Source organism: Polaromonas sp., from assembly GCF_010365105.1.
GTDB lineage: Bacteria > Pseudomonadota > Gammaproteobacteria > Burkholderiales > Burkholderiaceae_C > Polaromonas.
On record NZ_JAAFGZ010000006.1, the window covers coordinates 120509 to 145089 of the forward strand.

Sequence of the window (24581 nt, forward strand, 5' to 3'; positions counted from 1 at the left end):
ACTTACACAGATAGCTATTTAATTGATAGCGTTTTCCGAAAGGCACAGCCATGGAGCTGATCCGCTTGCTGGTGGTCGATGACCACACGCTGTTTCGCCGCGGCCTGATGGCCTTGCTGTCGCAGGACGAGCGCTTCCAGGTGACCGGTCAGGCTGGCGACATCGGCGAGGCGCTGCGCTGCGTGGCACAAGCCAAACCCGACCTGGTGTTGCTCGACAACCACCTCCCTGGCGTTCTGGGCGTGGACGGTATTGCCTCGCTGAAAGCGGCGGCACCCGGCATCCGCATCCTGATGCTGACCGTGAGCGAAAACGAGGATGACCTGGCCGCCGCGCTGCAGGCCGGTGCCGACGGCTACCTGCTGAAAACCGTGGAACTCGACCACCTCTCCGAATTCATCATCAAGGTGCTGGCCGGCGAATCGGTCATCAGCCCGGAAATGATGACCAAGCTGGTCGCCGCCTTTCGCGGCAAATCCGCATCAAGCGCGCCCGAACCGGCGGTCTTGCCTGAAATGCCCGCCGGTGTGGCCCCGGAGACTGCGCCAGCGCACCCGGGCATCGACCTGCTGTCGACGCGCGAGCGTGAAGTGCTGGCCCTGATCGCCCTGGGCGACAGCAACAAGCTGATTGCGCGCAAGCTCGACATTGCAGAAACCACCGTCAAGATCCACGTCCAGCACATCCTGCGCAAGCTGCAGCTGACGTCGCGCGTGCAGGCCGCCGTGGTGGCGACCGGCCTGGAAGCAGGTTGAGCCGGAACAGACTTTACTCATTTATTGATAGCTGCCTTGGTCCGCCAGGCTTGCGCAAGAGGCATGAAAGACCTGAAAAACTTGAAATCAGGCCGATCTGCAGCGCTGCGTGTCGCATTCATCGCCCGGGTGGGCTTTGACCTGCATCAAGCTTTTCCTGAATTGACACGGGTGTAGTCCTTCAGAACGATGGCCGCCGGGTTGGCCATCGTTCTTCTGGCGCGTTCGCACCTTCCAACGGTGGATAGGCAGCAAGCCCGAAAACCCCGACAGTCATGCCATGTCTCCTGGAGAAAAAAACATGGCCTCTGAGCTGAGCAATTCAAGAAGAGCGTGGTCGGTGCTGATCGTCAGCACGCTGGCGTTCACCGTTTGCTTCATGGTGTGGATGATGTTCGGCGTCATCGGCATCCCGATCAAGAAGATGCTGAACCTGAACGCCACCCAGTTCGGCCTGCTGACCGCCATGCCGGTGCTGACCGGCTCGCTGATCCGCGTGCCGCTGGGCATCTGGACCGACAAATACGGTGGCCGCATTGTCATGGCGGTGCTGATGGCGATCACCGTGCCAGCGATCTGGATGATGAGCTATGCCACGCAGTACTGGCATTTCATCACCATCGGCCTGTTCGTTGGCCTGGCTGGCGGTTCGTTCTCGGTCGGCACGCCGTATGTGGCGCGCTGGTTTCCCAAGAGCCGTCAGGGCACGGCCATGGGCGTCTATGGCGCGGGCAACTCGGGCGCGGCGGTGAACAAGTTCGTCGCGCCGGTGATTCTGGTGGCCTTTGGCTGGGCCATGGTGCCGCAGGTGTATGCGGCCATCATGTTCGGCACCCTGGTGCTGTTCTGGATGTTCAGCTACAGCGACCCCAAGCACCTGGTGCCCAGCAACGTCAAGTTCACCGACCAGCTCAAGGCCCTGAAAGACCCGAAAGTGCTCAAGTACTGCCAGTACTACAGCATCGTGTTTGGTGGCTATGTGGCGCTGTCGCTGTGGATGGTGCAGTACTACATCGGCGAATACGGCCTGGACATCCGCACGGCGGCGCTGCTGGCGGCCTGCTTCTCACTGCCCGGCGGCGTGCTGCGCGCGGTCGGCGGCGTGCTGTCGGACAAGTACGGCGCGCACAGCGTGACCTGGTGGGTGATGTGGGTGAGCTGGATCTGCCTGTTCCTGCTGTCCTATCCGCAGATGGATTTCACGCTGCTGACCGTCAACGGCCCCTCGACCTTTCACCTGGGCCTCAATGTGTACGCCTTTACCGGCCTGATGGCGGTGCTGGGCGTGGCCTTTGCCTTTGGCAAGGCCAGCGTCTTCAAGTACATCAGCGACGACTATTCGCACAACATCGGCGCCATCAGCGGCATCGTCGGACTGGCCGGCGGCCTGGGCGGTTTTGTGCTGCCCATCCTGTTCGGCGCGCTGATGGACATCACCGGCGTGCGTTCCAGCGCCTTCATGCTGATGTACGGCGTGGTCTGGGTCTCGCTGATCTGGATGTACTGGACCGAAGTGCGGCGCACCGAAGTCATGGGCCGCAACGCGGCCGGCGCCCAGGCTTGAACCCCGATTCCTAACGAGAAACTCACCATGAACAACAAAACTGCCTCCCCCGCAGGTGCTGCGGTCCTGCCGTCAGGGAAAGATTCCGGCGCCGACATCGGCGACTGGCGTCCCGAAGACGAAACCTTCTGGGAAAACACCGGCAAGCGCATCGCCTACCGCAACCTCTGGATCTCGATTCCGGCCCTGCTGTGCGGCTTCGCCGTCTGGGGAATGTGGGGCATCATCACCGTGCAGATGCTGAACCTGGGCTACCCGTTCAGTCAGGCCGAACTGTTCACGCTGACCGCCATTGCCGGCCTGGCCGGGGCAACGATGCGCATTCCGGCGTCCTTCCTGATTCGCCTGTCGGGCGGGCGTAATACCATTTTTCTGACCACCGCCATGCTGCTGGCCCCGGCCATCGGCACCGGCATTGTGCTGCAGCACCCGGAATGGCCGCTGTGGTCGTTTCAGCTGATGGCCTTGTGGTCGGGCGTGGGCGGCGGCAACTTTGCTTCTTCCATGTCCAACATCAGCAGCTTTTTCCCCAAGCGCCTGCAGGGAACCGGGCTGGGCCTGAATGCCGGCCTGGGCAATTTCGGCGTGACCACGATGCAGATCGTGATCCCGCTGGTCATGACGGTGAACATCTTTGGCAGCTTTGGCGGCGAACCGATGACGCTGCTCAAGGAAAGCGGCTGGATTTTTGGCGCCATTCCTCCGGGTACGCCGACCTGGATCCAGAACGCGGGCTTTGCGTGGGTGCTGTCGCTGGTGCCGCTGTCGATCTTGTGCTGGTTTGGCATGAACAACCTCAAGACGGTCTCGCCCGCCATTGGCGGCGCGATTCCGGCCTTTCTCAAGATCACCTGGCTTTACACACTGTCGTTCATTCCTGCCGGCATCGGCCTGTACCTGTACCTGCCCAAGCCGTCGGGCCTGGGCGTGCTGAACATGTGGCTGGCCATGCCGCTGATCATTGTCAGCACCCTGATGGTGCTCAAGCTGACGGCCTTCGGCCCGATGAAGGAAAACGTCGCCAAGCAGTTTGCCATTTTTCGCAACAAGCACACCTGGTCGCTGACCATTCTGTACATCGTCACCTTCGGCTCGTTCATCGGTTTTTCGATGGCGCTGCCGCTGGCGATGAAGGTGATTTTTGGCGTCAGCCATGTGCCTAACTCGGCCGGTGTGATGCAGCACACGCTGAACAACCCGAACGCCCCGGCGGTGCTGGCCTACGCCTGGATCGGTCCGTTTGTGGGTGCTGCGATCCGGCCCGTGGGCGGCTGGATTGCCGACAAGATCGGCGGCTCCATCGTCACGCAGGCGATTTCCGCTGTCATGGTGGCCGCCTCGGTGGCCGTGGGTTACGTGATGCTGCTGGCCTACAACTCGGCCACGCCCGAGCAGTATTTCTTCGCTTTCATGGCGCTGTTCGTGGTGCTGTTTGCCGCCAGTGGCATTGGCAACGGCTCGACCTTTCGCACCATCGGCGTGATTTTTGACCGCCAGCAGGCCGGCCCGGTGCTGGGCTGGACTTCGGCCATCGCCGCTTACGGTGCCTTCATTGCCCCGGTGGTGATTGGCGCGCAGATCAAGGCCGGAACGCCACAAAACGCGATGTACGGCTTTGCCATTTTTTACGCCCTGTGCCTGGTGCTGAACTGGTGGTTCTACTTGCGCGCGGGTGCCGAGATCAAGAACCCATGAGCCCTCTTAGCGCCGTCTCCCTCTGGCTCCCTCTCCAGAAGGGAGAGGGCAGGGGTGAGGGTTCCCCGATTTTGGGTTTTGTGGCGGTTGCAACGTCCGCTGCCCTCACCCTAACCCTCTCCCCAAGGGAGAGGGAACAAGAGCACACCCTCTCCCAGAGGAAGAGGGAAAAAGAACACATGTTTTACCGAATTAAAGGAGACCAGAATGAGTCATTTTCTTGATCGACTAAGCCACTTTTCCAATCCACGGGAATCGTTTTCGGGTGACCACGGCGTCACCACGGCCGAAGACCGCACCTGGGAAGACGCCTACCGCAACCGCTGGGCGCACGACAAGGTGGTGCGCAGCACGCACGGCGTGAATTGCACCGGCTCGTGCTCTTGGAAGATTTACGTCAAGGGCGGCATCGTCACCTGGGAAACCCAGCAGACCGACTACCCGCGAACCCGCTGGGACATGCCGAACCACGAGCCGCGCGGCTGCTCGCGCGGCGCCAGCTACAGCTGGTACCTGTACAGCGCCAACCGCGTGAAGTACCCGATGATCCGCGCCCGATTGCTCAAGCACTGGCGCGAAGCGCGCCTCACCTTGGCACCGGTCGAAGCCTGGGCAGCCGTGGTGCAGGACGAGGCCAAGCGCCGCGACTACCAGAGCGTGCGCGGCCTGGGCGGCATGGTGCGTTCCAGCTGGGACGAGGTCAACGAACTGATCGCTGCGTCCAACATCTACACCATCAAGCAGCATGGCGCCGACCGCATCATCGGCTTCTCGCCGATTCCTGCGATGTCGATGGTCAGCTATGCCTCGGGCTCGCGCTATTTGTCGCTGATTGGCGGCGTGTGCATGAGCTTTTACGACTGGTACTGCGACCTGCCTCCGTCGAGCCCGCAGGTCTGGGGCGAACAAACCGACGTGCCCGAGTCGGCCGACTGGTACAACTCCAGCTTCATCATCGCCTGGGGCTCGAACGTGCCGCAGACGCGCACCCCCGACGCCCACTTTTTCACCGAAGTGCGCTACAAGGGCTGCAAGACCGTCGCCATCACGCCTGACTATTCCGAAGTCGCCAAGCTGTCCGACCTGTGGCTGCACCCCAAGCAGGGCACTGATGCCGCCGTCGCGATGGCGATGGGCCATGTGATCCTGAAAGACTTCTATTTCGGCGGTAATGGCCGGCCACGCTCGCCGTACTTCGACGACTACGCGCGCCGCTACACCGACCTGCCGATGCTGGTGATGCTGAAAGAGCACACGCTGGAAAACGGCGACACCTGCCTGGTGCCGGATCGCTATGTGCGCGCCTCCGACTTCGGCGACCAACTCGGCCAGGACAACAACCCGGACTGGAAAACCGTCGCGTTCGATGCGAACGGCGAAGTCGTCACGCCGCAGGGCGCGATCGGTTTCCGCTGGGGGCCGGATGGCCGCGCCGACATGGGCCAGTGGAACCTGGAAGCCAAGGAAGCACGCGATGGCAACGACGTGAGCTTGCGGCTGTCGGCGCTGGAAGGCGATGAAGCCGGCCACGACAGCGCCCGCGTCGGTTTTCCGTATTTCGGCGGCATCCACCACGAGCATTTTCCGAACAATGAACAGGGCGATGTGCTGGTGCGCACCGTGCCGGTGACGCGTATTTCGGTCGGCAAAGACGGCGAAGCCAAGGATGTGATGGTCGCCACCGTGTTTGACCTGCAAGCCGCGCAGTACGGCATTCCGCGCGGGCTGACCGGCGAACTGGCTGCAGCAGACTTTGACGACAACACACCCTATACACCGGCCTGGCAGGAGCAGATCACCGGCGTGCCGCGCGCGCAGATCATCAGCGTGGCACGCCAGTTCGCCGAGAACGCCGAAAAGACCGAAGGCCGCTCGATGGTCATCATTGGCGCCGGCATGAACCACTGGTACCACAGCGACATGAACTACCGCGCGGTCATCAACATGCTGATGATGTGCGGCTGTATCGGCAAGAGCGGCGGCGGATGGGCGCATTACGTCGGCCAGGAAAAGCTGCGGCCGCAGACCGGCTGGACGCCGCTGGCCTTCGCGCTCGACTGGATTCGCCCGCCCAGGCAGATGAATTCGACCAGCTTTTTCTACGCCCATACCAACCAGTGGCGCTATGAAAAGCTCGGCGTCGATGAGGTGCTGTCGCCGCTGGCCGACAAGAAGCAATACGGCGGCAGCATGATCGACTACAACGTGCGCGCCGAGCGCATGGGCTGGCTGCCATCTGCGCCGCAGTTGCAGACGAATCCGATGCAGGTCGTGAAGGACGCGCAGGCGGCCGGACTGGACGCCAAGGATTACGTCGTCCAGTCGCTGAAGGACGGCTCGCTGAAATTGAGTTGCGAAGACCCTGACCACCCGGCCAACTGGCCGCGCAACATGTTCGTCTGGCGCTCCAACATCATCGGCTCGTCGGGCAAAGGCCATGAGTATTTCCTCAAGCACCTGCTGGGCACCGACAACGGCGTGCAAGGCAAGGACCTGGGCGCTGAAGACGGCAAGCCCGAAGAAGTGGTGTGGCACGACAAGGCGCCTGAAGGCAAGCTTGATTTGCTGGTCACGCTCGACTTCCGCATGAGCACGACCTGCCTGTATTCCGACATCGTGCTGCCGACCGCCACCTGGTACGAAAAGAATGACCTGAACACCAGCGACATGCACCCGTTTATCCATCCGTTGTCCACTGCCGTGGACCCGGTGTGGCAGTCGAAAAGCGACTGGGAAATCTACAAGGGCTTTGCGAAGAAGTTCAGCGAACTGTGCGTGGGCCACCTGGGTGTCGAAAAGGAAATGGTCCTGACGCCGGTGATGCACGACACACCCGGCGAGCTGGCCCAGCCGTTTGACGTGAAGGACTGGAAGCGCGGCGAATGCGAACTGATTCCCGGCAAGACCGCGCCGCAGATGCAGGTCGTCGAGCGCGACTACCCGAACGTTTACAAGCGCTTCACGGCCGTCGGCCCGCTGCTGAACAAAATCGGCAACGGCGGCAAGGGCATTGCGTGGGACACGAAGCTGGAGGTGACGCAGCTCGGCCAGTTGAGCGGCCTGGTGACAGAGCCCGGCGTCACGCAGGGCATGCCGCGCATCAACAGCGACATCGATGCCTGCGAAATGGTGCTGCAGCTGGCGCCTGAAACCAACGGCCACGTCGCCGTGAAGGCCTGGAAAGCGCTGGGCAAACAGACCGGGCGCGACCACACCCATCTGGCGCTGCACCGCGAGGACGAAAAGATCCGTTTCCGCGACATCCAGGCGCAGCCGCGCAAGATCATCAGCTCGCCGACCTGGAGCGGCATCGAGTCCGAGACCGTGTCGTACAACGACCAATGTGCATGAATACATCCCGTGGCGCACCCTGACCGGCCGCCAGCAGTTCTACCAGGACCACCCGTGGATGCTGGCCTTTGGCGAAGGCCTGGCCAGCTACCGTCCGCCGGTGAACCTGAAGGCGACGGCCGGCGTGCACGGCATCCGTTCTAATGGCAACGCCGAGATCCTGCTGAACTTCATCACGCCGCACCAGAAGTGGGGCATTCACTCGACCTATACCGACAACTTGTTGATGCTCACGCTGAGCCGGGGCGGCCCGATCATCTGGCTCAGTGAAGACGACGCCAAACTGATCGGCGTGCAGGACAACGACTGGATCGAGGCCTACAACGTGAACGGCGCGATTTCTGCGCGGGCCGTCGTCAGCCAGCGCGTCAAGCCCGGCATGGTGATGATGTACCACGCACAGGAAAAGATCGTCAACACGCCAGGCTCTGAAATCACCGGCCAGCGCGGCGGCATCCACAACTCGGTGACGCGCATCGTGCTCAAACCCACGCACATGATTGGCGGCTATGCGCAGCTGAGCTACGGCTTCAACTACTACGGAACCATTGGCACCAATCGCGACGAATTTGTCGTGGTGCGCAAGATGGACAAGGTTGACTGGCTGGATACGCCACGCGAAGATGAACGCGCCTTTGCGGTGCAACAACTGGGAGAAGCAGCATGAAGGTACGCGCACAAATCGGCATGGTGCTGAACCTGGACAAGTGCATCGGTTGCCACACTTGCTCGGTCACCTGCAAGAATGTCTGGACCAGCCGTCCGGGCATGGAATACGCCTGGTTCAACAACGTCGAGACCAAGCCCGGCATCGGTTACCCCAAGGAATGGGAAAACCAGGACAAGTGGAACGGCGGCTGGGTTCGCAAGGCTGATGGTTCCATCGAGCCCAAGCAAGGCGGCAAGTGGAAAATGCTGATGCGCCTGTTCGCCAATCCGAACATGCCGCAGATTGACGATTATTACGAGCCGTTCACGTTCGACTACGACCATTTGCAGTCAGCGCCCGAGATGAAGGCGACGCCCACGGCCCGCCCGCGCAGCCTGATCACCGGCAAGCGCATGGAAAAAATCGAATGGGGTCCGAACTGGGAGGAAATCCTGGGCGGCGAGTTTTCCAAGCGCAGCAAGGATGCCAATCTGGCGAATTTCGACCAGGTCCAGAAGGACATGGTCGGCCAGTTTGAAAACACCTTCATGATGTATTTGCCGCGCCTGTGCGAGCACTGCCTGAACCCGGCCTGCGTGGCCTCGTGCCCGTCGGGTTCGATCTACAAGCGCGAGGAAGACGGCATCGTGCTGATCGACCAGGACAAATGCCGGGGCTGGCGCATGTGCGTCTCGGGCTGCCCGTACAAGAAGATTTACTACAACTGGAAGAGCGGCAAGGCCGAGAAATGCACTTTTTGCTACCCGCGCATCGAGGCCGGCCAGCCGACGGTGTGCAGCGAAACCTGCGTCGGCCGCATCCGCTACCTGGGCGTCATTCTGTATGACGCCGACCGCATCCAGGAAGCCGCCAGCGTCGAAAACGACAAGGATCTGTACCAGGCCCAGCTCGACATCTTTTTGGACCCGAACGATCCGGCAGTGATTGCGCAAGCGCGTATCGACGGCATTCCCGACGCGTGGATGGACGGCGCGCGCCGCAGCCCGGTCTACAAAATGGCCGTCGAATGGAAGGTCGCCTTGCCGCTGCACCCCGAGTACCGCACGCTGCCGATGGTCTGGTATGTGCCGCCGCTGTCGCCGATCACGTCGGCTGCCAACGCCGGACACATCGGCATCAACGGCGAGTTGCCCGACATTGCCCAGATGCGCATTCCGGTGCAGTACCTGGCCAACCTGCTGACGGCGGGCGACACGGCACCCGTGATCCGCGCGCTGCAGCGGATGATGGCGATGCGCTCCTACCAGCGCAGCAAGCATGTGGACAACGAACAGAATCTGGCCGTGCTGGCCCAGGCCGGCCTGACGGTGGCCGAGGTCGAGGAGATGTACCACATCATGGCGATTGCCAACTACGAAGACCGCTTCGTGATTCCGACCAGCCACCGCGAGTACGCCGAGAACGCGTTTGACATGCGCGGCGGCTGCGGTTTTACCTTCGGCAACGGCTGCTCCGACGGCGCCAGCGATGTCAGCCTGTTCGGCGGCAGCAAGAAACGCACGATTCCCATCAAGGTAGAGGTCTGAGCCATGGCACTGTTCAATTCCATTCCCAAGGCGACCAAAAGCCTGCGCGTGCTGGCACGCCTGCTGGGCTATCCCGATGCCGAACTGCGCGGCCACCTGGCCGACATGCGCGGCGCGCTGCATGAAGAAAAAGCCTTGGCACCGCTGCGGCTGGCCGAACTCGATGCGCTGATCGACACGCTGGCGCGCAAGGATGTCCTGGAAGTCGAAGCCGCTTATGTCGAGCTGTTCGACCGGGGACGCGCCACTTCGCTGCACCTGTTCGAGCATGTGCATGGCGACTCGCGCGACCGGGGGCCGGCCATGATCGACCTGGCGCAGACCTACGGAAAAGCCGGCATGTACCTGGCCGAGGGCGAAATGCCCGACTTTTTGCCGGTGGTGCTCGAATTCACCTCGACCCAGCCGCCGCGCGAGGCGCGCGAGTTCCTGGCCGAAATGGCGCATATCTTCAACGCCATCTTTGCCGCCTTGCAGCAGCGCGGCAGTGCTTACGCCTGCGTGCTGGGCGCGCTGCTGGAACTGGCCGGCGAGAAAGCCTCGCCGGTTGAAATTGCCGCCGAGGAAGCCATCGATGCCGTCTGGCAGGAGCCGGTCGTGTTCGACGGCTGCTCGTCCAAAGGCCAGTCCAGGCCGGACCAGCCGCAACCCATCCACATCGTTCGCAAGCCACGTCCTTCCCAAGGAGCACAAGCATGAACTCCCTGCACGGTTTTCTCTTCGGGGTCTATCCCTACATCTGCCTGACGGTGTTTTTGCTCGGCAGCCTGATCCGCTTCGACCGCGACCAGTACACCTGGAAAAGCGACTCGTCACAACTGCTGCGCACCGGCCTGCTGCGCTGGGGCAGCAACCTGTTCCACGTCGGCATCTTGTTTCTGTTCTTCGGCCACCTGGTCGGCCTGCTGGCACCGCATGCGTTTTATGCGCACTTCCTGGAAGCCTCGGTCAAGCAGAAGATTGCCATCTACTCGGGCGGCCTGTTTGGCGTGCTGTGCTTCATCGGCCTGAGCATGCTGATCTACCGCCGCATGTTCGATGAGCGCATCCGCTACACCAGCCACAAGACCGACCTGGCGATCTTGCTGATCCTCTGGGTGCAACTGGTGGTCGGCCTGATTACCCTGCCGTTTTCATGGGCGCACTCCGATGGCAGCGTGATGCTGATCCTGGCGGACTGGGCCCAGCGCATCCTGACTCTGCGCACGGTCGATGCCGAGGTGCTGTGGGGTCTGCCATGGCCGTATCTGCTGCATATCGTGTTCGGCATGACCATCTTTTTGCTGTTCCCGTTCAGCCGCCTGGTCCATGTGTGGAGCGGCTTTGCCTCGGTCGGCTACCTGTTCAGGCCTTACCAGGTGGTGCGCAGCCGCCGCCTCGATGTCGGCGCCACCACACGGACGGCACCGCGTCCCCAGCAGCAGCCTGCGCAAGCCAGGCCTGCCGGCCAGCCCTCCGTGACTTCGGTGAAACCAGAAAGCAAATTCTCATGAGCACGCCTACTTCCACCGTGACCGGCTGCGGCAGCAGCAGCTGCCAGTGCGCCGGCCCTGACATGTCCAGCAGCCAGGCCGCCCTGCCAACCGCCGCTGTCAACGGCATCGAACTGCATCCGCCCGGCCAGCGCCCGGACATCGCGACCTTGCGAGAGCTGGCCTATGCCGAACTGCTGCGCCAGCAGGCGGTGGTGAAAGGCCTGCTGCCGCGTCACAAGGAACTCACCGCGCCCGAACTGGGCGAGTCAGAGCGCCAGGTCATCGAAGCCATGGCGGACGCCGAAGTGCAGAGCCCCCAGCCCAACGAAGACGAATGCCAGCGTTATTTCGAAGCCAACAAGCCGCAGTTCATGGTCGGGCAGGCGCTGCATGTGCGGCATATCCTGTTTGCCGTCACGCCCGGCGTCAACGTGCATGCGCTGACGGTGCATGCCGAAAAGGCGCTGCTGGAGTTGACGCGCAACGACGCATCCCCCGAGCGCTTTGCCCAGCTGGCCGCCGAATTGTCGAACTGCCCGACAAGCACCCAGGGCGGCGACCTGGGCTGGATTGGTCCGGACGACTGCGCGCCCGAACTGGCCAACGAGCTGTTTCACCAGAAGCATGCCCAATGGGGTATGGGCGTGCATCCCCGACTGATTCATACGCGCTTCGGCTTTCACATCATCGAGGTGCTTGAGCGCCGTGCCGGCAAGCAGCCCACCTACGCCGAGGTGCACGAACGCATCAAGGCCCTGCTGGCGATACAGTCGCGCGCCCGGGCGCTGCACCAGTACATGAGTCTGCTGGTCGGCGAGGCGCTGGTCGAAGGCATCGACCTGGAAGGGGCTGATTCGCCCTTGGTGCAATGACAGGAAACGCCGCAGCCAACGACGAGCTTCTGCTGCGCTTGCGGTGTTTCAAGTCAGACTACTTCCCGCTGCACCAGCAGCGTTTTCAGGATCTGGTGTCGCAAGGTCAGCATCCCAAAACACTGTTCATCGGCTGCTCGGACTCGCGCCTGGTGCCTTACCTGTTGACGGGCACCGGCCCCGGCGAGCTCTTCATCGTGCGCAACGTCGGCGCCTTCATTCCTCCTTACGATGGCTCGCACGGCCTGCACGGCACCACGGCGGCCATCGAGTACGCGGTGCTGACCCTGAATGTCGAGCGTATCGTCGTCTGCGGTCACAGCCAGTGCGGCGGCATCCGTGCGGCTTATGAAGGCGTGGCCGATGAAGCGGTTGCACTGAAAGCCTGGCTCCGGCTGGTGCAAGAGGCCCTGCTGCCCGTGCAACCGAGCCCCGAGGCGATGCGCCGCACCGAGCAGCGCTCGGTCGTGCTGCAGCTGGAGCGGTTGATGGGCTACCCCATGGTGCGCCGCGCGGTAGAGGCCGAAACGCTCACCTTGCATGGCTGGCATTACGTGATCGAGGAGGGCGAAATTCACATCTTCGATGCACAAAAGGGCGATTTCGTGCCTGCGTCGCTGGCGTCACATTGCGGCACCGGGCCGTATCAGCCTTATGTGGAACATGACGGGCAGGTGATTTGCGATTGAACGGGCGGCGTCGCACAAACCACCTCGCTTTGACGCGCGGGTGTACTTTTGAAAAATTTCAGTCAGCATGATGCTGTGTTTTTGATGGTTGTTAAAGCATATTCTGCATGCACGAAAGCCATATTTGACTCGAAAAATAGCGCCGTCGGCGGTTTTTGGCAGCGCGCTTTTGTCGCCGCGCCAGCATCGTTGCGGCGCCCGGGTCCATGGCTTGAAAATGGCGCCAACGCATGGTTGCGCTACATCAGGAATGCGCTTGAATCTGCGGCCAGGCGCCGACCCTGCCACCAGCTCATCGGTAAAAAAGGTCTATTCTCGCTACCTGCGCGGCAGCTGCCTTTTGAGCGGCACGGCCTGCGCCAGAACCTGAATTTCCAGGGCTGCGGGCGATGTGCGCTGCGCGGCCTTTCCCCTTTTTCCCAAGGAACACACCCATGAAGCGCGAACATTTCGGCCGGCCGCAAGACCTGACCGCCACCCAGCCCATCAGCTACGACGTGCTGAAGGAAAAATACCTCAAGCCCGGCGAAAGCGGACTGGAAGACGTGTACCGGCGCGTGGCGCGCGCATTGGCATCGGTCGAACTGCCCGCCGAGCGTGAAAAGCACGAGGCGCTGTTCCTCGAAAACCTGCACGCCGGTGCGATTGGCGCGGGCCGCATCATGAGCGCGGCTGGCACGGCCATCCAGGCCACCTTGATCAATTGCTTTGTGCAGCCGGTCGGCGATTGCATCCAGGGCGTCGATGACGGCGGCTACCCCGGCATTTACGAAGCGCTGCGCGAAGCCGCCGAAACCATGCGCCGCGGCGGCGGCGTGGGTTACGACTTTTCGCGCATCCGGCCGCGCAATGCCGAGGTCAAGGGCACGTCGTCGATGGCCTCAGGCCCGTGCAGTTACATCAACGTGTTCGACCAGTCGTGCTCGACGGTGGAAAGCGCGGGCGCCCGGCGCGGTGCGCAAATGGGCGTGCTGCGCATCGACCATCCCGATGTGCACGAGTTCATCACCGCCAAGCGCACGCCCGGCCGCTGGAACAACTTCAACGTGTCGGTCGGCATGTCGGATGGCTTCATGCAGGCGCTGAATGACGACCAGCCGTGGGAACTGGTCCACAAGGCCAAGCCCGGCGCAGCCCTGATCGCCAAAGGCGCCTTTCAGCGCGCCGACGGCCTGTGGGTCTACCAGACCGTGGCAGCACGCGAGTTGTGGGACACGGTGATGAAGTCGGCCTATGACTTTGCCGAGCCGGGCATCCTGTTCCTGGACAACATCAACACCGACAACAACCTGCGTTATTGCGAGGCGATTGCAGCGACGAATCCGTGCGTCACGGCCGATACCTGGGTGATGACGGCTGACGGCCCGGCGCAGGTGGCCGACCTGATCGGCCGGCGCTTCACGGCCGTGGTGGATGGCCGGGCGTATGCGGTGGAGAGCGAAGGCTTTTTCAGCACCGGCTGCAAGCCCGTGCTGGCGCTAAGAACCCGTGAAGGCCAGACTTTGCGCCTGACAGCCGACCACCGGGTGCGACGCGTGGCCCGTAAGACTCGTTATCTTCTGGAACCTGAGTGGATAGCCGCGGGGCAACTGCAGCCGGGTGACGAAATCCTCCTGCACGACCACCGCGCGCTGGGCGGCTGGGATGGCATCGGCACCGAGGCCGAAGGCTATCTGCTTGGCCTGCTGGTGGGCGACGGCACGCTCAAAAGCGACAAGGCGGTGATTTCCGTGTGGGCGCCTGAACTCAAAGCCGTGGGCAATGGCGCGATGGCTTACGCGTTAACCGGGGCTGCCGGTGTCGTGCAGGCGGCTGAAGCGGCCGCGGCCACGCTGGCGCATCGGGTAGATTTTGCCGGTTTCCAGCGCCCAATCGCCGGGCGAGGCGAGGCGCGCATGGCTTCTGGCCCGGTGCGGCGTTTGGCGCATGAAATGGGGATGCGACCCGGACACAAAACGCTCACGCCTGCGATGGAAAAAGCCTCTTCTGCTTTTGCTGCAGGGTTGTTGCGTGGGCTGTTTGACGCAGATGGTTCAGTGCAGGGCACTCAGGAAAACGGCGTCAACGTGCGTCTATCCCAAAGTGATTTGCCTTTGTTGCAAACGGCGCAGCGCATGCTGCTGCGCCTGGGCATTACCTCGGCAATCAACCAAAACCGCCGGTTGTCTCAGGAGCGCCTTTTGCCCGACGGGCGCGGTGGCCTCAAGCTCTACCAGACGCAGGCACAGCACGAACTGATCATCAGCGGTGACAACCTGCGCATCTATGCTGAATGCGTCGGCTTTGCCGACACCGCCAAGGCCGAGCGGCTGGCGCAAGCCTTGGGCAGCTACCAGCGCAGCCTGAACCGCGACCGCTTCACCGCCACCGTCGAGTCATTGAGCGAAGACGGTTTTGAAGAAGTGTTCGATGTCACCGTGGCCGATGTCCATGCCTTCGACGCCAATGGTTTGTATGTACACAATTGCGGCGAGCAGCCGCTTCCGCCCTACGGCTGCTGCGACCTCGGCCCCATCATCCTGACGCGTTTCGTGCGCCATCCGTTCGGCTTCGACGGCGAGCCGGAATTCGATTTCGAGGCCTTTGAAGCCTCGGTCGCCACGCAGGTGCGCGCGCTCGACAACGTGCTCGAAGTGACCTTCTGGCCCTTGCCGCAGCAGCAGGCCGAATCCAGTGCCAAGCGCCGCATCGGCGTCGGTTTTACCGGCCTGGGCAATGCGCTGACCATGCTGCGCCTGCGCTACGACGCCCCGGAAGGCCGCGACATGGCTGCCCGCATCGCCATCCGCATGCGCGATGCAGCGTATGCCGCCTCGGTGGCGCTGGCGAAGGAAAAGGGCGCTTTCCCCAAGTTCGATGCCGACGGCTACCTGGCCACGGGCACCTTTGCCAGCCGCTTGCCGGCCGAGCTGCAGCAGGCCATTCGCGCCGATGGCATCCGCAATAGCCACCTGCTGTCGATTGCGCCGACCGGCACGGTCAGCCTGGCGTTTGCCGACAACGCTTCCAACGGCATCGAGCCGGCGTTTTCGTGGATGTACAAGCGCAAGAAGCGCGAGTCCGACGGCAGCACCACCGACTACGCGGTCGAGGACCACGCCTGGCGGCTGTACCGCGAACTGGGCGGCGACGTCAACCAGTTGCCTGACTATTTCGTCTCGGCGCTGGAGATGTCGGCCACCAGCCACATTGCCATGATGCAGGCGGTGCAGCCCTTCATCGACACGGCAATTTCCAAGACGGTGAACGTGCCGGCCGACTACGCCTACAACGACTTCAAGAGCCTGTACCACCAGGCCTGGCGCGCCGGGCTCAAGGGCCTGGCAACCTACCGGCCCAATGCCATTTTGGGCTCGGTGCTCGAAGTCCATGCCAGCCCCGAAGCCATGCCCGCTGCAGAAGCAGCTGCCGCGCCCGTGGACCCGATGCGCACGGTGATCGAAAGCCGTCCCAAGGGCGCGCTGTCGGCCGTGGCTGAAAAAGTTGAATACTGGACGCAGGAAGGCCACAAGACGCTGTACATCGTGGTGTCGTTTTTGCCAGTGCCCGCCGCCAGCGGCGCGGGCATGGTCGATCGCGCCATCGAGTTCTTCATGCCGGTCGGCCAAAGCGGCGAATCGCAGCAATGGATCACATCGAGCATGCGCATGCTGTCGCTGGCGGCGCGCGGCGGCTTCCTGGAGCGCGCGCTCAGCGACATGCGCAAGGTCGCCTGGGACCGTGGCCCGGTGCGGCTGGGCACCTACGAAAAAGCCGACGGCACGCGCGTGCCACTGTGGCACGACTCCGAGGTGGCGGCCATTGCCTATGCGGTGCAGAACATCATCGCCCGGCGCGCTGTCCAGCCTGACGCGGCCGTGCTGCAAGCAGAGTCCGCGCCAGTCGCGGCGGGCCTGGCACCACCCGTCATGGCCGGCAAGAAATGCAGCGAATGCGGTGCCCACGCGGTGATCCGCAAGGACGGCTGCGACTACTGCACCCAGTGCGGCCACCTGGGCACCTGCGGATGAACCAGGCCGCCATTTCCACGGTTCGCGGGCTCAATGGCAAGCCCTCTGCCGAGGAACTGGCAAGGCTGGACCGGCACTGGCGGTCCCGTTACCTCCTGCTGGCGCCGCACAGGCTGGGGTTTTTCCTGGCAATGGTGGTACTTGTGACAGCAGGCGCGTGGTGGGCGCTGGTGCAGCTGGACCGCATGAGCGCAGCACTGGGCTGGTCTTACACCCTGTCACCCTCGCTGGTGCATGGGGCCGTGATGACCTTTGGTTTCATTCCGCTGTTTTTTTCGGGTTTCCTGTTCACTGCCGGTCCCAAATGGCTGGGGGTCAAGCCCCATGACATGGTTCGCGTGGCGCCGCCCATGCTGCTGCAGGCAACAGCCTGGCTGGGGTGGCTGGCGGCGGCGCACTTCAGCGCAAGCGTGGCGATTGCTGCGCTTGCGCTGGCGGGGTCAGGCCTGGCATGGATGACGCTGCTGTTCTGGCAACTCATCCGGCGCAGCCGCATGGCAGACCGCGTGCATGCGCTGACCATCGGCCTGGCCTGCATCGTCGGGTGCCTGAGCCTGGCGGGGCTGGCGCTGAGCCTGTCTTTTGGTGCGCAGGCTGCGGCGCTGGCCTGCGTGCTCACCGGTCTTTGGGGTTTTGTGCTGGTGGTGTATGTGTCGGTCGCGCACCGCATGATTCCATTTTTCACCTCCAGTGCCATTCCCGCGATGCAGGCCTGGCGGCCGTTCTGGGTGCTGTGGCTGATGCTGGCGGTGGCGGCGGTCGAGGTGGCCACCGCGTGGGGAGAGGCGGCCGGCCTTTTTCAGGGTGTGGCCGGCGCCCTATGGACGCTGGGGCGGGGTATTTTCGAGCTGCTGGCCGGTGCTCTGCTGCTGTGGCTCGCCCTGGCGTGGGGGCTGGTGAAAAGCTTCAGGAATCGTCTGCTGGCGATGCTGCACATCGGGTTTTTGTGGCTGGGCCTGGCGCTTGCGCTGGGCGGGGCGACGCAATTGCTGGGCTGGGCGCAGGGCGCACCGGTGCTCAGCCTGGGTGCGCTGCACGCGCTCACCATGGGCTGCCTGGCGTCATTGATGCTGGCCATGGTCACGCGGGTGTCCTGCGGCCACAGCGGACGCGCTCTGGTGGCCGACGGGCTCGTCTGGACGCTGTTTGGTGTGCTGCAGGTGGCAACCCTGCTGCGTATTGCGGGCGGCATGCAGAGCGACCTCACCGGCTGGCTGCTGCTGGCCAGTGCGCTGCTATGGGCCGCCATCATGGCGTTCTGGGGCGTGCGGCTGGGCAGCTGGTATGGCCGTTTGCGGGCCGATGGCCGCGTGGGCTAGAAAGAAAACGCATGAACCTGACTGCCCTGCCGGAACAGCTTCCGGTCCAGCACCGCGACAGCGATCTGGCGACGCTTGTCCCCGCGCTCATGCAGTCGCGGCAGACCATATTGCCCAAGCGCCTGGCCGCGCCCGGCCCCGACGCCGGCCAGCTCGAACTCATATTGAACGCTGCAGCCAGCGCGCCCGACCACGGCCAGCTGCTGCCATGGCGCTTTGTCATCGTGCCGCAGGCGGCGCGCGCCGCGCTGGCCGAGGTGTTCGGCGCGGCGCTGGTGGAGCGCGATGCCTCTGCCACCCCCGAGCAAGTCGCGCAGGCGCAAGAAAAAGCGCACCGTTCGCCGCTGCTGATGCTGTTGGTGGTCGATGGCGAGTGCGGCAACCCTGACATTGACCTGGCCGAGCGCATTGTTTCCGCCGGCTGCGCTGTGCAGAACATGCTGCTGATGGCGACCGCGCTGGGTTATGGCTCGGCGCTGACCAGCGGCAAGGCCTTGAAATCCGACGGCTTGCGCCGGCTGTTTGGCCTGGCGCAGGGAGAGCATGCGCTGTGCTTTGTCAGCATGGGCTCTGTCCAGTCGCGCAAAATCGCGAGGCTGCGGCCCGCACCCGGTGATTTCGTCAGCACCCTGTCGCCCGACGGGCAAATTGTGGCCGGTTTCTGATCGGCACGGCAGTTCAGCTTTTGCCCCTTGTTGCATTTCTGGCCCCTTCCTTTCCTTTTTTACAAACGGATATTTTTCATGAGCATCTCCACTTTTAACGATCTTTTGCAAGCCGCACGGTCCCAGCCCGATCCGCAGCGTCTCTTGTTTGTATTTGCCGGCGTCGAGCTGCCCGACGATGCCAGCCCCGCGCAGCGCGAGCGCTTCGAGGCCGGGCAGGGTGGCGCGCTGGTGCCGCTGATGTGCGTGGACAAGCGGCCCGACGAACTTGACTCGTTCAGCACACTGGTGGCCGAGTCGAGCCAGTTCGGTCACGACTGGCGCATCGTGTTTGCCGCTGCCATGTCGGGATCGGACCGGGCGCCCACCAGCGAAGACGCCGAAAAGCCGCTGGAGCGCATGGTCGAGTCCATCAAGCGCGGCGAGCACAGCGGGTTCATTCCCTTCGACACCCAGGGCCTTGCCGTCCAGATTGGCTGACATGGCAACTCTCAGCCGACCTACCACCCGCCCGGTTTCCCTGCCCGGCCACAGCGCGCCGGCCGCCGGATTTGAAGCGCCGTTCGAGATGCTGGCCACCTGCCACGACCGGGTCGAGCGCATGCTGGCGCTGCAAAAAAAGCTCCAGCAACACCTGCTGGACAAAGGCTGCGACGAGCCCGCCCGCCAGGCCGCACGCGACGTGATGCGCTACTTTGACATCGCCGCGCCGCTTCACCATCAGGACGAGGAACTGCATGTCTTTCCGCCCCTGCTGGCCGGGCCGGACGCTGCCCTGCACGCACTGGTGCTGCGGCTGATGCAGGACCACCGGCAGATGGATGCCGGTTGGGCGCGGGCGCGCCGCAGCCTGCAGGCCGTTGCCGACATGCCTGACTCAGGCAGCGTGGCACTGCCGCCGGACCAGACTGCCGCGCTGGACCAGTTCGCCGCCCTGTACCGCCAGCACCTGGATGACGAAAACAACATTGCCTATCCCGCCGCCCAGGCCGTGTTGCCGCCGCAAGCCGTGGCGGCCATGAGCGAAGACATGATGCAGCGACGGGGTGTGGCGCCGAAAACCTGAGCCGGGCCAGCGCCCTTGCCGGCGGTTGCAGGCAAAATGGCAGCATGAACGCGTCTCCCCATTTTTCTGCTGCCCCTGATGGTCTTGTTTCGCCTGCTTCATCGGCCATGTCGCCGGTCCCGGCTGTCAGCTACGAGATTTCAAACCTCATGCGAACCCTGGGTTTGAAGGCGAAATCAGCTTCTTCGCAGATGGCACGGGCGCCGGCAGCTATTAAAAAAAGAGCGCTTCTCGGCTTGGCCGCCTTGTTGCGCAGCAACCTGGCTGCGCTGCAGACCGCCAACCAGCGCGACCTGGACCGGGCCAGCGCCGCCGGTCTGGCCGGGCCTTTGTTCGAGCGCCTCAAGCTCAGCCCCAAGGACCTGGAAACCGTCGCGCTCGGCTGCGGGCAACTGGCCGCCATGCCCGACATCATTGGCGAGATCATCGGCATGAAAGAGCAGCCCAGCGGCATCCGTGTCGGCCAGATGCGCGTGCCTATTGGCGTGTTCGGCATGATCTACGAAAGCCGCCCGAACGTGACGATTGAAGCGGCATCGCTCGCCATCAAAAGCGGCAATGCCTGCATTTTGCGCGGCGGCTCCGAAGCCATCGAATCGAACAAGGCGCTGGCGGCGCTGGTGCAGCAGGCGCTGCTCGAAGCCGGCCTGCCGGCGGATGCCGTGCAGCTGGTGCCGACCACCGACCGCGAAGCCGTCGGCCATCTGATCGCCATGCCGCAGTATGTGGACGTGATCATTCCACGCGGCGGCAAGGGGCTGATCGAGCGCATCAGCCGTGATGCCAGGGTGCCGGTCATCAAGCACCTGGACGGCAACTGCCATGTCTATGTCGATGATCCGTGCGACATCGCCATGGCGGTGAACATCGCCGACAACGCCAAGACCCAGAAATACAGCCCCTGCAATGCGACCGAGAGCCTGCTGGTGGCGCGCGGCGTGGCGGAGGAATTCTTGCCTCTGATCGGCGCGATTTATGTCGCCAAAGGTGTGGAAATGCGGTGTGATGCGGCTGCAGCGCATATCCTGCGGGAGCAAGCAGCTATCAGTTCAGTAGCAAACATCGTGTTGGCCACCGAGCAGGACTGGTACGAGGAATACCTGGCACCGGTCATCAGCATCAAAGTGGTCAAGGACGTGGACGAAGCCATTGCCCACATCAACCAGTATTCCAGCCACCACACCGACGCCATCCTGACGCGCGACCACCTGCATGCCCAGCGTTTTCTGCGCGAAGTCGATTCGGCCAGCGTGATGGTCAACGCCAGCACCCGCTTTGCCGACGGCTTCGAGTACGGGCTGGGGGCGGAAATCGGCATCAGCACCGACAAGTTCCATGCGCGAGGGCCGGTCGGCATCGAAGGCCTGACCTCGCTCAAGTACGTGGTGCTGGGTCAGGGCGAAGTGCGAACCTGACTGGCTGGGGTCCTTGTCTTGTAGGCCATTTCCCCATCTACAGAGCCGTCCGCAGGGCTGGACGATTCACAGGCCCTAGAATTCGGCATCACCGAACAAGATAACGACATTCCCATCGAAAGTGGCCGCATGGTTCCGCACCTCATCACCGCCCTGACGGGCCCCATCAACGAGCTTGAGCAGCGCATCCTGGACACCACACCGGCCATCGAGCGCTGGTTCCGGCTCGAATGGATGGAGCACACGCCGCCGTTCTACAGCTCGGTCGATATCCGCAACGCCGGCTTCAAGCTCGCGCCGGTCGATACCAACCTGTTTCCGGGCGGCTGGGATCACCTGACCCCGCAGATGATGCCGCTGGCGGTGCAGGCCGCCATGGCGGCGATTGAAAAAATCTGCCCCGAAGCGCGCAACCTGCTGGTGGTGCCCGAACACCACACGCGCAACCCGTCCTACCTGGCCAACGTGCTGCAGCTCAAGCGGATTTTTTACCAGGCCGGCCTGAATGTGCGGTTTGGCTCGCTGAGCGCGGACATCAAGGAGCCGACCACGGTGCAGCTGCCCGACGGCGAGAGCCTGGTGCTGGAGCCGCTGATCCGCACCGACCGCCGGCTGGGGCTGAAGGATTTCGATCCCTGCACCATCCTGCTCAACAACGACCTGTCGGCCGGCATTCCCGGCATTCTGGAAGACCTGCACGAGCAATACCTGTTGCCGCCACTGCATGCCGGCTGGACAGTGCGCCGCAAGTCGAACCATTTCAAGGCGTATGAAGAGATTTCCAAGCGCTTTGGCAAGCTGCTGGGGATTGACCCGTGGCTGATCAATCCGATGTTTGCGCAATGCGGTGACGTGGACCTGGCCCAGGGGCGGGGCATGGAATGCTTGACGACGCATGTCGATGCGCTGCTGTCGCGCATCAAGCGCAAGTACAAGGAATACGGTATCAACGAAAAGCCGTTTGTCATGGTCAAGCCCGACAACGGCACCTCGGGCCTGGGCGTCATCACCGTGCATGACGCCAAGGAACTTGAAGCACTTGGGCGCAAGGCCAAAGCCAGGCCCGGCGCGGCCCGCGACGGCATGCCGCCATCTGAAATCATCATCCAGGAAGGCGTGCTGACCAACGAGCGCATCGAGGGAGCCGTGGCCGAACCGGTGGTCTACATGATGGACCGCTACGTGGTCGGCGGCTTTTACAGGGTGCATGCCGAGCGCGACGTGGACGAGAACCTCAACGCGCCCGGCGCGCGTTACGAGCCGCTGTCGTTTTCAGACAGCGGCCGGCTGCCGCAAAACGGTGAAAAGCCCGGCTCCAGCAGTCCTAACCGCTTCTACATGTACGGCGTGGTGGCCCGGCTGGCCATGCTGGCGGCCAGCTACGAGCTGGAAGCGACCGACCCGGATGCCGAAGTTTACGACTGACTGTGCGGCCGGGCAGGGCGCCGCCCGGCCAGTTGTTGCGGTGCAACAAAACCAGGGTTTCTACCCGTCGCGGGTGATCACTGCTTGCAAGCGCATGGGCTGAGTGCAAAATGGCGGACCCTTCGACAAGCCTTTCATGGGCCACGGCCGTCTCTGGCGGTGCTCGAATCCAGTCCTTTTTCCAAGACGGGCAGCTTTTGTGACAAGTCAAAAATCATCTCTTGCCGTGCTTACCGTTGGCGCCATCGGCGTTGTGTACGGCGACATCGGCACCAGCGTCCTGTATGCCATGAAGGAGGTCTTTGGTTCCGGGCATGTGCCGTTCACGCCCGACAACGTGTACGGCATCCTGTCCATCTTCTTCTGGACGTTGACGGTCATTGTTTCGCTCAAGTACGTCACGCTGGTGCTGCGCGCCGACAACAACGGCGAGGGCGGACTGATTGCCATGCTGGCGCTGGCTTCCACGGCGGTGCAGGACAAGCCCCAATTGCGCAAGCTTCTGCTGCTGGTCGGCATCTTTGGCACCTCGCTGTTTTACGGCGACGGCGTCATCACCCCGGCCATTTCGGTACTTTCTGCGGTCGAGGGCCTGGAAGTCATTTCGCCCACCTTCACCAGGGCGGTGATTCCCGCCACGCTGGTGATCCTGTTCGTTTTGTTTGCGCTGCAAAAGCACGGCACGGCCGGCATCGGCAAGTTTTTTGGTCCGATCACCATTGTCTGGTTTGCCGTACTGGCGATTCTGGGCGTTTCCCAGATCGTCACCCATCCGGAAATCCTGTTTGCGCTCAGCCCGCATTACGCGCTGGGGTTCATATGGGAGAACCCGGGCATCACCTTCATCATCCTGGGCGCGGTGGTGCTGTGTGTGACCGGAGCCGAGGCGCTGTATGCCGACCTGGGCCACTTCGGCAAAAAGCCGATCCGGCTGGCCTGGTTTTCGGTCGTCATGCCGTCGCTGGTGCTGAACTATTTTGGCCAGGGCGCGCTGCTGCTGAGCAACCCGGCAGCGGTCAAGAATCCGTTCTACCTGATGGCGCCCGACTGGGCGCTGATCCCGCTGGTCGTGCTGGCCACGCTGGCCACGGTGATCGCCTCGCAGGCGCTGATCACCGGCGCCTTCAGCGTTACCAAGCAGGCGATCCAGATGGGCTACCTGCCCCGACTGCGCATCGAGCACACCAGCGTGCGCGATACCGGCCAGATATACATGCCGTTTGTCAACTGGGCGCTGTTTGTCACCATCGTGCTGGCGGTGGTGATGTTCCGCTCGTCGAGCAATCTGGCGGCAGCCTACGGCATTGCGGTCTGCACCGACATGCTGATCACCACCATCCTGACTTTTTACGTGATTCGCTATGGCTGGAAGTACCCGCTGGCCCTGTGCATTGGGGCAACCAGCGTGTTTTTTGTCGTGGATTTTGCGTTTTTTGCGTCCAACCTGATGAAACTGTTTGCCGGCGGCTGGTTCCCGCTGGTGATCGGCGGCATCGTGTTCACGCTGATGATCACCTGGAAGGAAGGGCGGCGCATCCTGAACGAAAAGCTGCGTGCCGACGCGATTGACCTGCCGAGTTTTCTGGATGCCGTGTTCATCAACCCGCCTTTGCGGGTTGATGGCACCGCCGTCTTCATGACCGCCGAGCCGGGCATCGTGCCCAACGCCATGCTGCACAACCTCAAGCACAACAAGGTGCTGCATGAGCAGAACGTATTTGTCACGGTGCGCAACCATGAGGTTCCCTGGATCGGCATGGACAAGCGCCTGGAAGTGGAGTCGCTGGGCCATGACTGCTGGCAGGTCAATGTCCACTACGGTTTCAAGAACGACCTGGACCTGCCCAAGGCGCTGCAGCAGATCAGGAACCGGGGCTGCCAGCTCGAGGCGATGACGACCAGCTACTTCTTGTCGCGCGACACGGTGATTCCGACGATTGGCACCGGCATGTCGCAGTGGCGTGAAAAGTTGTTTGCGCAGATGCACCACAACGCCAGCGGCGCGGCCGACTTTTTGAACCTGCCGAACAACTCGGTCGTGGAACTCGGCAGCAAGATCGAAATTTGAGTCAAATCCGGGTTTT

The 24581-nt window shown here is 62.8% G+C and carries 17 protein-coding genes and 1 pseudogene; all 18 read left to right on the plus strand.

Annotated elements, in window-relative coordinates; genetic code table 11:
• Positions 1–50: 50 nt before the first annotated feature.
• The 18 genes and pseudogenes from GZ092_RS05615 to GZ092_RS05700 all read left to right on the plus strand — a co-directional run bounded on the left by GZ092_RS05615 (position 51) and on the right by GZ092_RS05700 (position 24565).
• Positions 51–755, plus strand: coding sequence for a response regulator (locus GZ092_RS05615; protein WP_293635172.1), 705 nt, complete (start codon positions 51–53; stop codon positions 753–755).
• A gap of 301 nt (positions 756–1056) precedes the next feature.
• A complete protein-coding gene (locus tag GZ092_RS05620; protein WP_293635174.1) occupies positions 1057–2319 on the plus strand; it encodes a nitrate/nitrite transporter in 1263 nt (420 codons plus the stop codon).
• Between the two features lie 27 nt (positions 2320–2346).
• A complete protein-coding gene (locus GZ092_RS05625) occupies positions 2347–4014 on the plus strand; it encodes an MFS transporter (RefSeq protein WP_293635176.1) in 1668 nt (555 codons plus the stop codon).
• A 207-nt stretch (positions 4015–4221) separates the two neighbouring features.
• Positions 4222–8032: pseudogene (locus GZ092_RS05630) on the plus strand (nitrate reductase subunit alpha).
• Positions 8029–9561: a nitrate reductase subunit beta gene (narH, locus tag GZ092_RS05635; RefSeq protein ID WP_293635178.1), complete on the plus strand. Its 1533-nt coding sequence runs from the start codon at positions 8029–8031 to the stop codon at positions 9559–9561. The pseudogene GZ092_RS05630 and the gene narH overlap by 4 nt, the downstream one beginning before the upstream one ends.
• 3 nt (positions 9562–9564) lie before the next feature.
• Positions 9565–10260: a nitrate reductase molybdenum cofactor assembly chaperone gene (gene narJ, locus GZ092_RS05640; protein ID WP_293635180.1), complete on the plus strand. Its 696-nt coding sequence runs from the start codon at positions 9565–9567 to the stop codon at positions 10258–10260.
• Positions 10257–11054: a respiratory nitrate reductase subunit gamma gene (gene narI, locus GZ092_RS05645; protein WP_293635181.1), complete on the plus strand. Its 798-nt coding sequence runs from the start codon at positions 10257–10259 to the stop codon at positions 11052–11054. Before narJ ends, narI begins: the two co-directional genes overlap by 4 nt.
• The gene (locus GZ092_RS05650; RefSeq protein ID WP_293635182.1) at positions 11051–11908 is read left to right on the plus strand and encodes a peptidylprolyl isomerase; all 858 of its coding nucleotides are present in this window, start codon (positions 11051–11053) and stop codon (positions 11906–11908) included. The genes narI and GZ092_RS05650 overlap by 4 nt, the downstream gene beginning before the upstream one ends.
• Positions 11905–12597 carry a carbonic anhydrase gene (locus tag GZ092_RS05655; protein WP_293635183.1) on the plus strand — a complete coding sequence of 231 codons (693 nt, stop codon included), beginning with the start codon at positions 11905–11907 and terminating at the stop codon, positions 12595–12597. The genes GZ092_RS05650 and GZ092_RS05655 overlap by 4 nt, the downstream gene beginning before the upstream one ends.
• A gap of 48 nt (positions 12598–12645) precedes the next feature.
• Positions 12646–13035 (plus strand): hypothetical protein, encoded by a 390-nt coding sequence (locus tag GZ092_RS05660; RefSeq protein WP_293635184.1) that lies wholly within the window; start codon positions 12646–12648, stop codon positions 13033–13035.
• Entirely contained in the window at positions 13032–16607 is a 3576-nt protein-coding gene (locus GZ092_RS05665) for an LAGLIDADG family homing endonuclease (RefSeq protein WP_293635186.1), read from the plus strand. The genes GZ092_RS05660 and GZ092_RS05665 overlap by 4 nt, the downstream gene beginning before the upstream one ends.
• Complete coding sequence (locus GZ092_RS05670; protein ID WP_293635188.1) at positions 16604–17926, plus strand: NnrS family protein; 1323 nt, start codon at positions 16604–16606, stop codon at positions 17924–17926. Before GZ092_RS05665 ends, GZ092_RS05670 begins: the two co-directional genes overlap by 4 nt.
• A gap of 11 nt (positions 17927–17937) precedes the next feature.
• Positions 17938–18591, plus strand: a complete 654-nt coding sequence (locus tag GZ092_RS05675) for a nitroreductase (RefSeq protein WP_293635190.1) — start codon at positions 17938–17940, stop codon at positions 18589–18591.
• Positions 18592–18669: 78 nt separating this feature from the next.
• Positions 18670–19071: a ribonucleotide reductase subunit alpha gene (locus GZ092_RS05680; protein WP_293635192.1), complete on the plus strand. Its 402-nt coding sequence runs from the start codon at positions 18670–18672 to the stop codon at positions 19069–19071.
• 1 nt (position 19072) lies between these two features.
• Positions 19073–19657 (plus strand): hemerythrin domain-containing protein, encoded by a 585-nt coding sequence (locus tag GZ092_RS05685; RefSeq protein WP_293635194.1) that lies wholly within the window; start codon positions 19073–19075, stop codon positions 19655–19657.
• A 107-nt stretch (positions 19658–19764) separates the two neighbouring features.
• A complete protein-coding gene (locus tag GZ092_RS05690; protein ID WP_293635253.1) occupies positions 19765–21072 on the plus strand; it encodes a glutamate-5-semialdehyde dehydrogenase in 1308 nt (435 codons plus the stop codon).
• Between the two features lie 129 nt (positions 21073–21201).
• Positions 21202–22497: a glutamate--cysteine ligase gene (gshA, locus tag GZ092_RS05695; protein WP_293635196.1), complete on the plus strand. Its 1296-nt coding sequence runs from the start codon at positions 21202–21204 to the stop codon at positions 22495–22497.
• A gap of 199 nt (positions 22498–22696) precedes the next feature.
• Complete coding sequence (locus tag GZ092_RS05700; RefSeq protein ID WP_293635198.1) at positions 22697–24565, plus strand: potassium transporter Kup; 1869 nt, start codon at positions 22697–22699, stop codon at positions 24563–24565.
• Positions 24566–24581 lie beyond the last annotated feature (16 nt).

Excerpts from the sequence above, each read along its gene's own strand:
- GZ092_RS05680 (WP_293635192.1), top strand. The coding sequence starts at position 18,670 with ATGAGCATCTCCACTTTTAACGATCTTTTGCAAGCCGCACGGTCCCAG.
- GZ092_RS05615 (WP_293635172.1), top strand. The coding sequence starts at position 51 with ATGGAGCTGATCCGCTTGCTGGTGGTCGATGACCACACGCTGTTTCGC.
- GZ092_RS05625 (WP_293635176.1), top strand. The coding sequence starts at position 2,347 with ATGAACAACAAAACTGCCTCCCCCGCAGGTGCTGCGGTCCTGCCGTCA.
- GZ092_RS05655 (WP_293635183.1), top strand. The coding sequence starts at position 11,905 with ATGACAGGAAACGCCGCAGCCAACGACGAGCTTCTGCTGCGCTTGCGG.
- GZ092_RS05690 (WP_293635253.1), top strand. The coding sequence starts at position 19,765 with ATGTCGCCGGTCCCGGCTGTCAGCTACGAGATTTCAAACCTCATGCGA.
- GZ092_RS05685 (WP_293635194.1), top strand. The coding sequence starts at position 19,073 with ATGGCAACTCTCAGCCGACCTACCACCCGCCCGGTTTCCCTGCCCGGC.
- narJ (WP_293635180.1), top strand. The coding sequence starts at position 9,565 with ATGGCACTGTTCAATTCCATTCCCAAGGCGACCAAAAGCCTGCGCGTG.
- GZ092_RS05675 (WP_293635190.1), top strand. The coding sequence starts at position 17,938 with ATGAACCTGACTGCCCTGCCGGAACAGCTTCCGGTCCAGCACCGCGAC.
- GZ092_RS05620 (WP_293635174.1), top strand. The coding sequence starts at position 1,057 with ATGGCCTCTGAGCTGAGCAATTCAAGAAGAGCGTGGTCGGTGCTGATC.
- GZ092_RS05650 (WP_293635182.1), top strand. The coding sequence starts at position 11,051 with ATGAGCACGCCTACTTCCACCGTGACCGGCTGCGGCAGCAGCAGCTGC.
- narH (WP_293635178.1), top strand. The coding sequence starts at position 8,029 with ATGAAGGTACGCGCACAAATCGGCATGGTGCTGAACCTGGACAAGTGC.
- gshA (WP_293635196.1), top strand. The coding sequence starts at position 21,202 with ATGGTTCCGCACCTCATCACCGCCCTGACGGGCCCCATCAACGAGCTT.
- GZ092_RS05665 (WP_293635186.1), top strand. The coding sequence starts at position 13,032 with ATGAAGCGCGAACATTTCGGCCGGCCGCAAGACCTGACCGCCACCCAG.
- narI (WP_293635181.1), top strand. The coding sequence starts at position 10,257 with ATGAACTCCCTGCACGGTTTTCTCTTCGGGGTCTATCCCTACATCTGC.
- GZ092_RS05670 (WP_293635188.1), top strand. The coding sequence starts at position 16,604 with ATGAACCAGGCCGCCATTTCCACGGTTCGCGGGCTCAATGGCAAGCCC.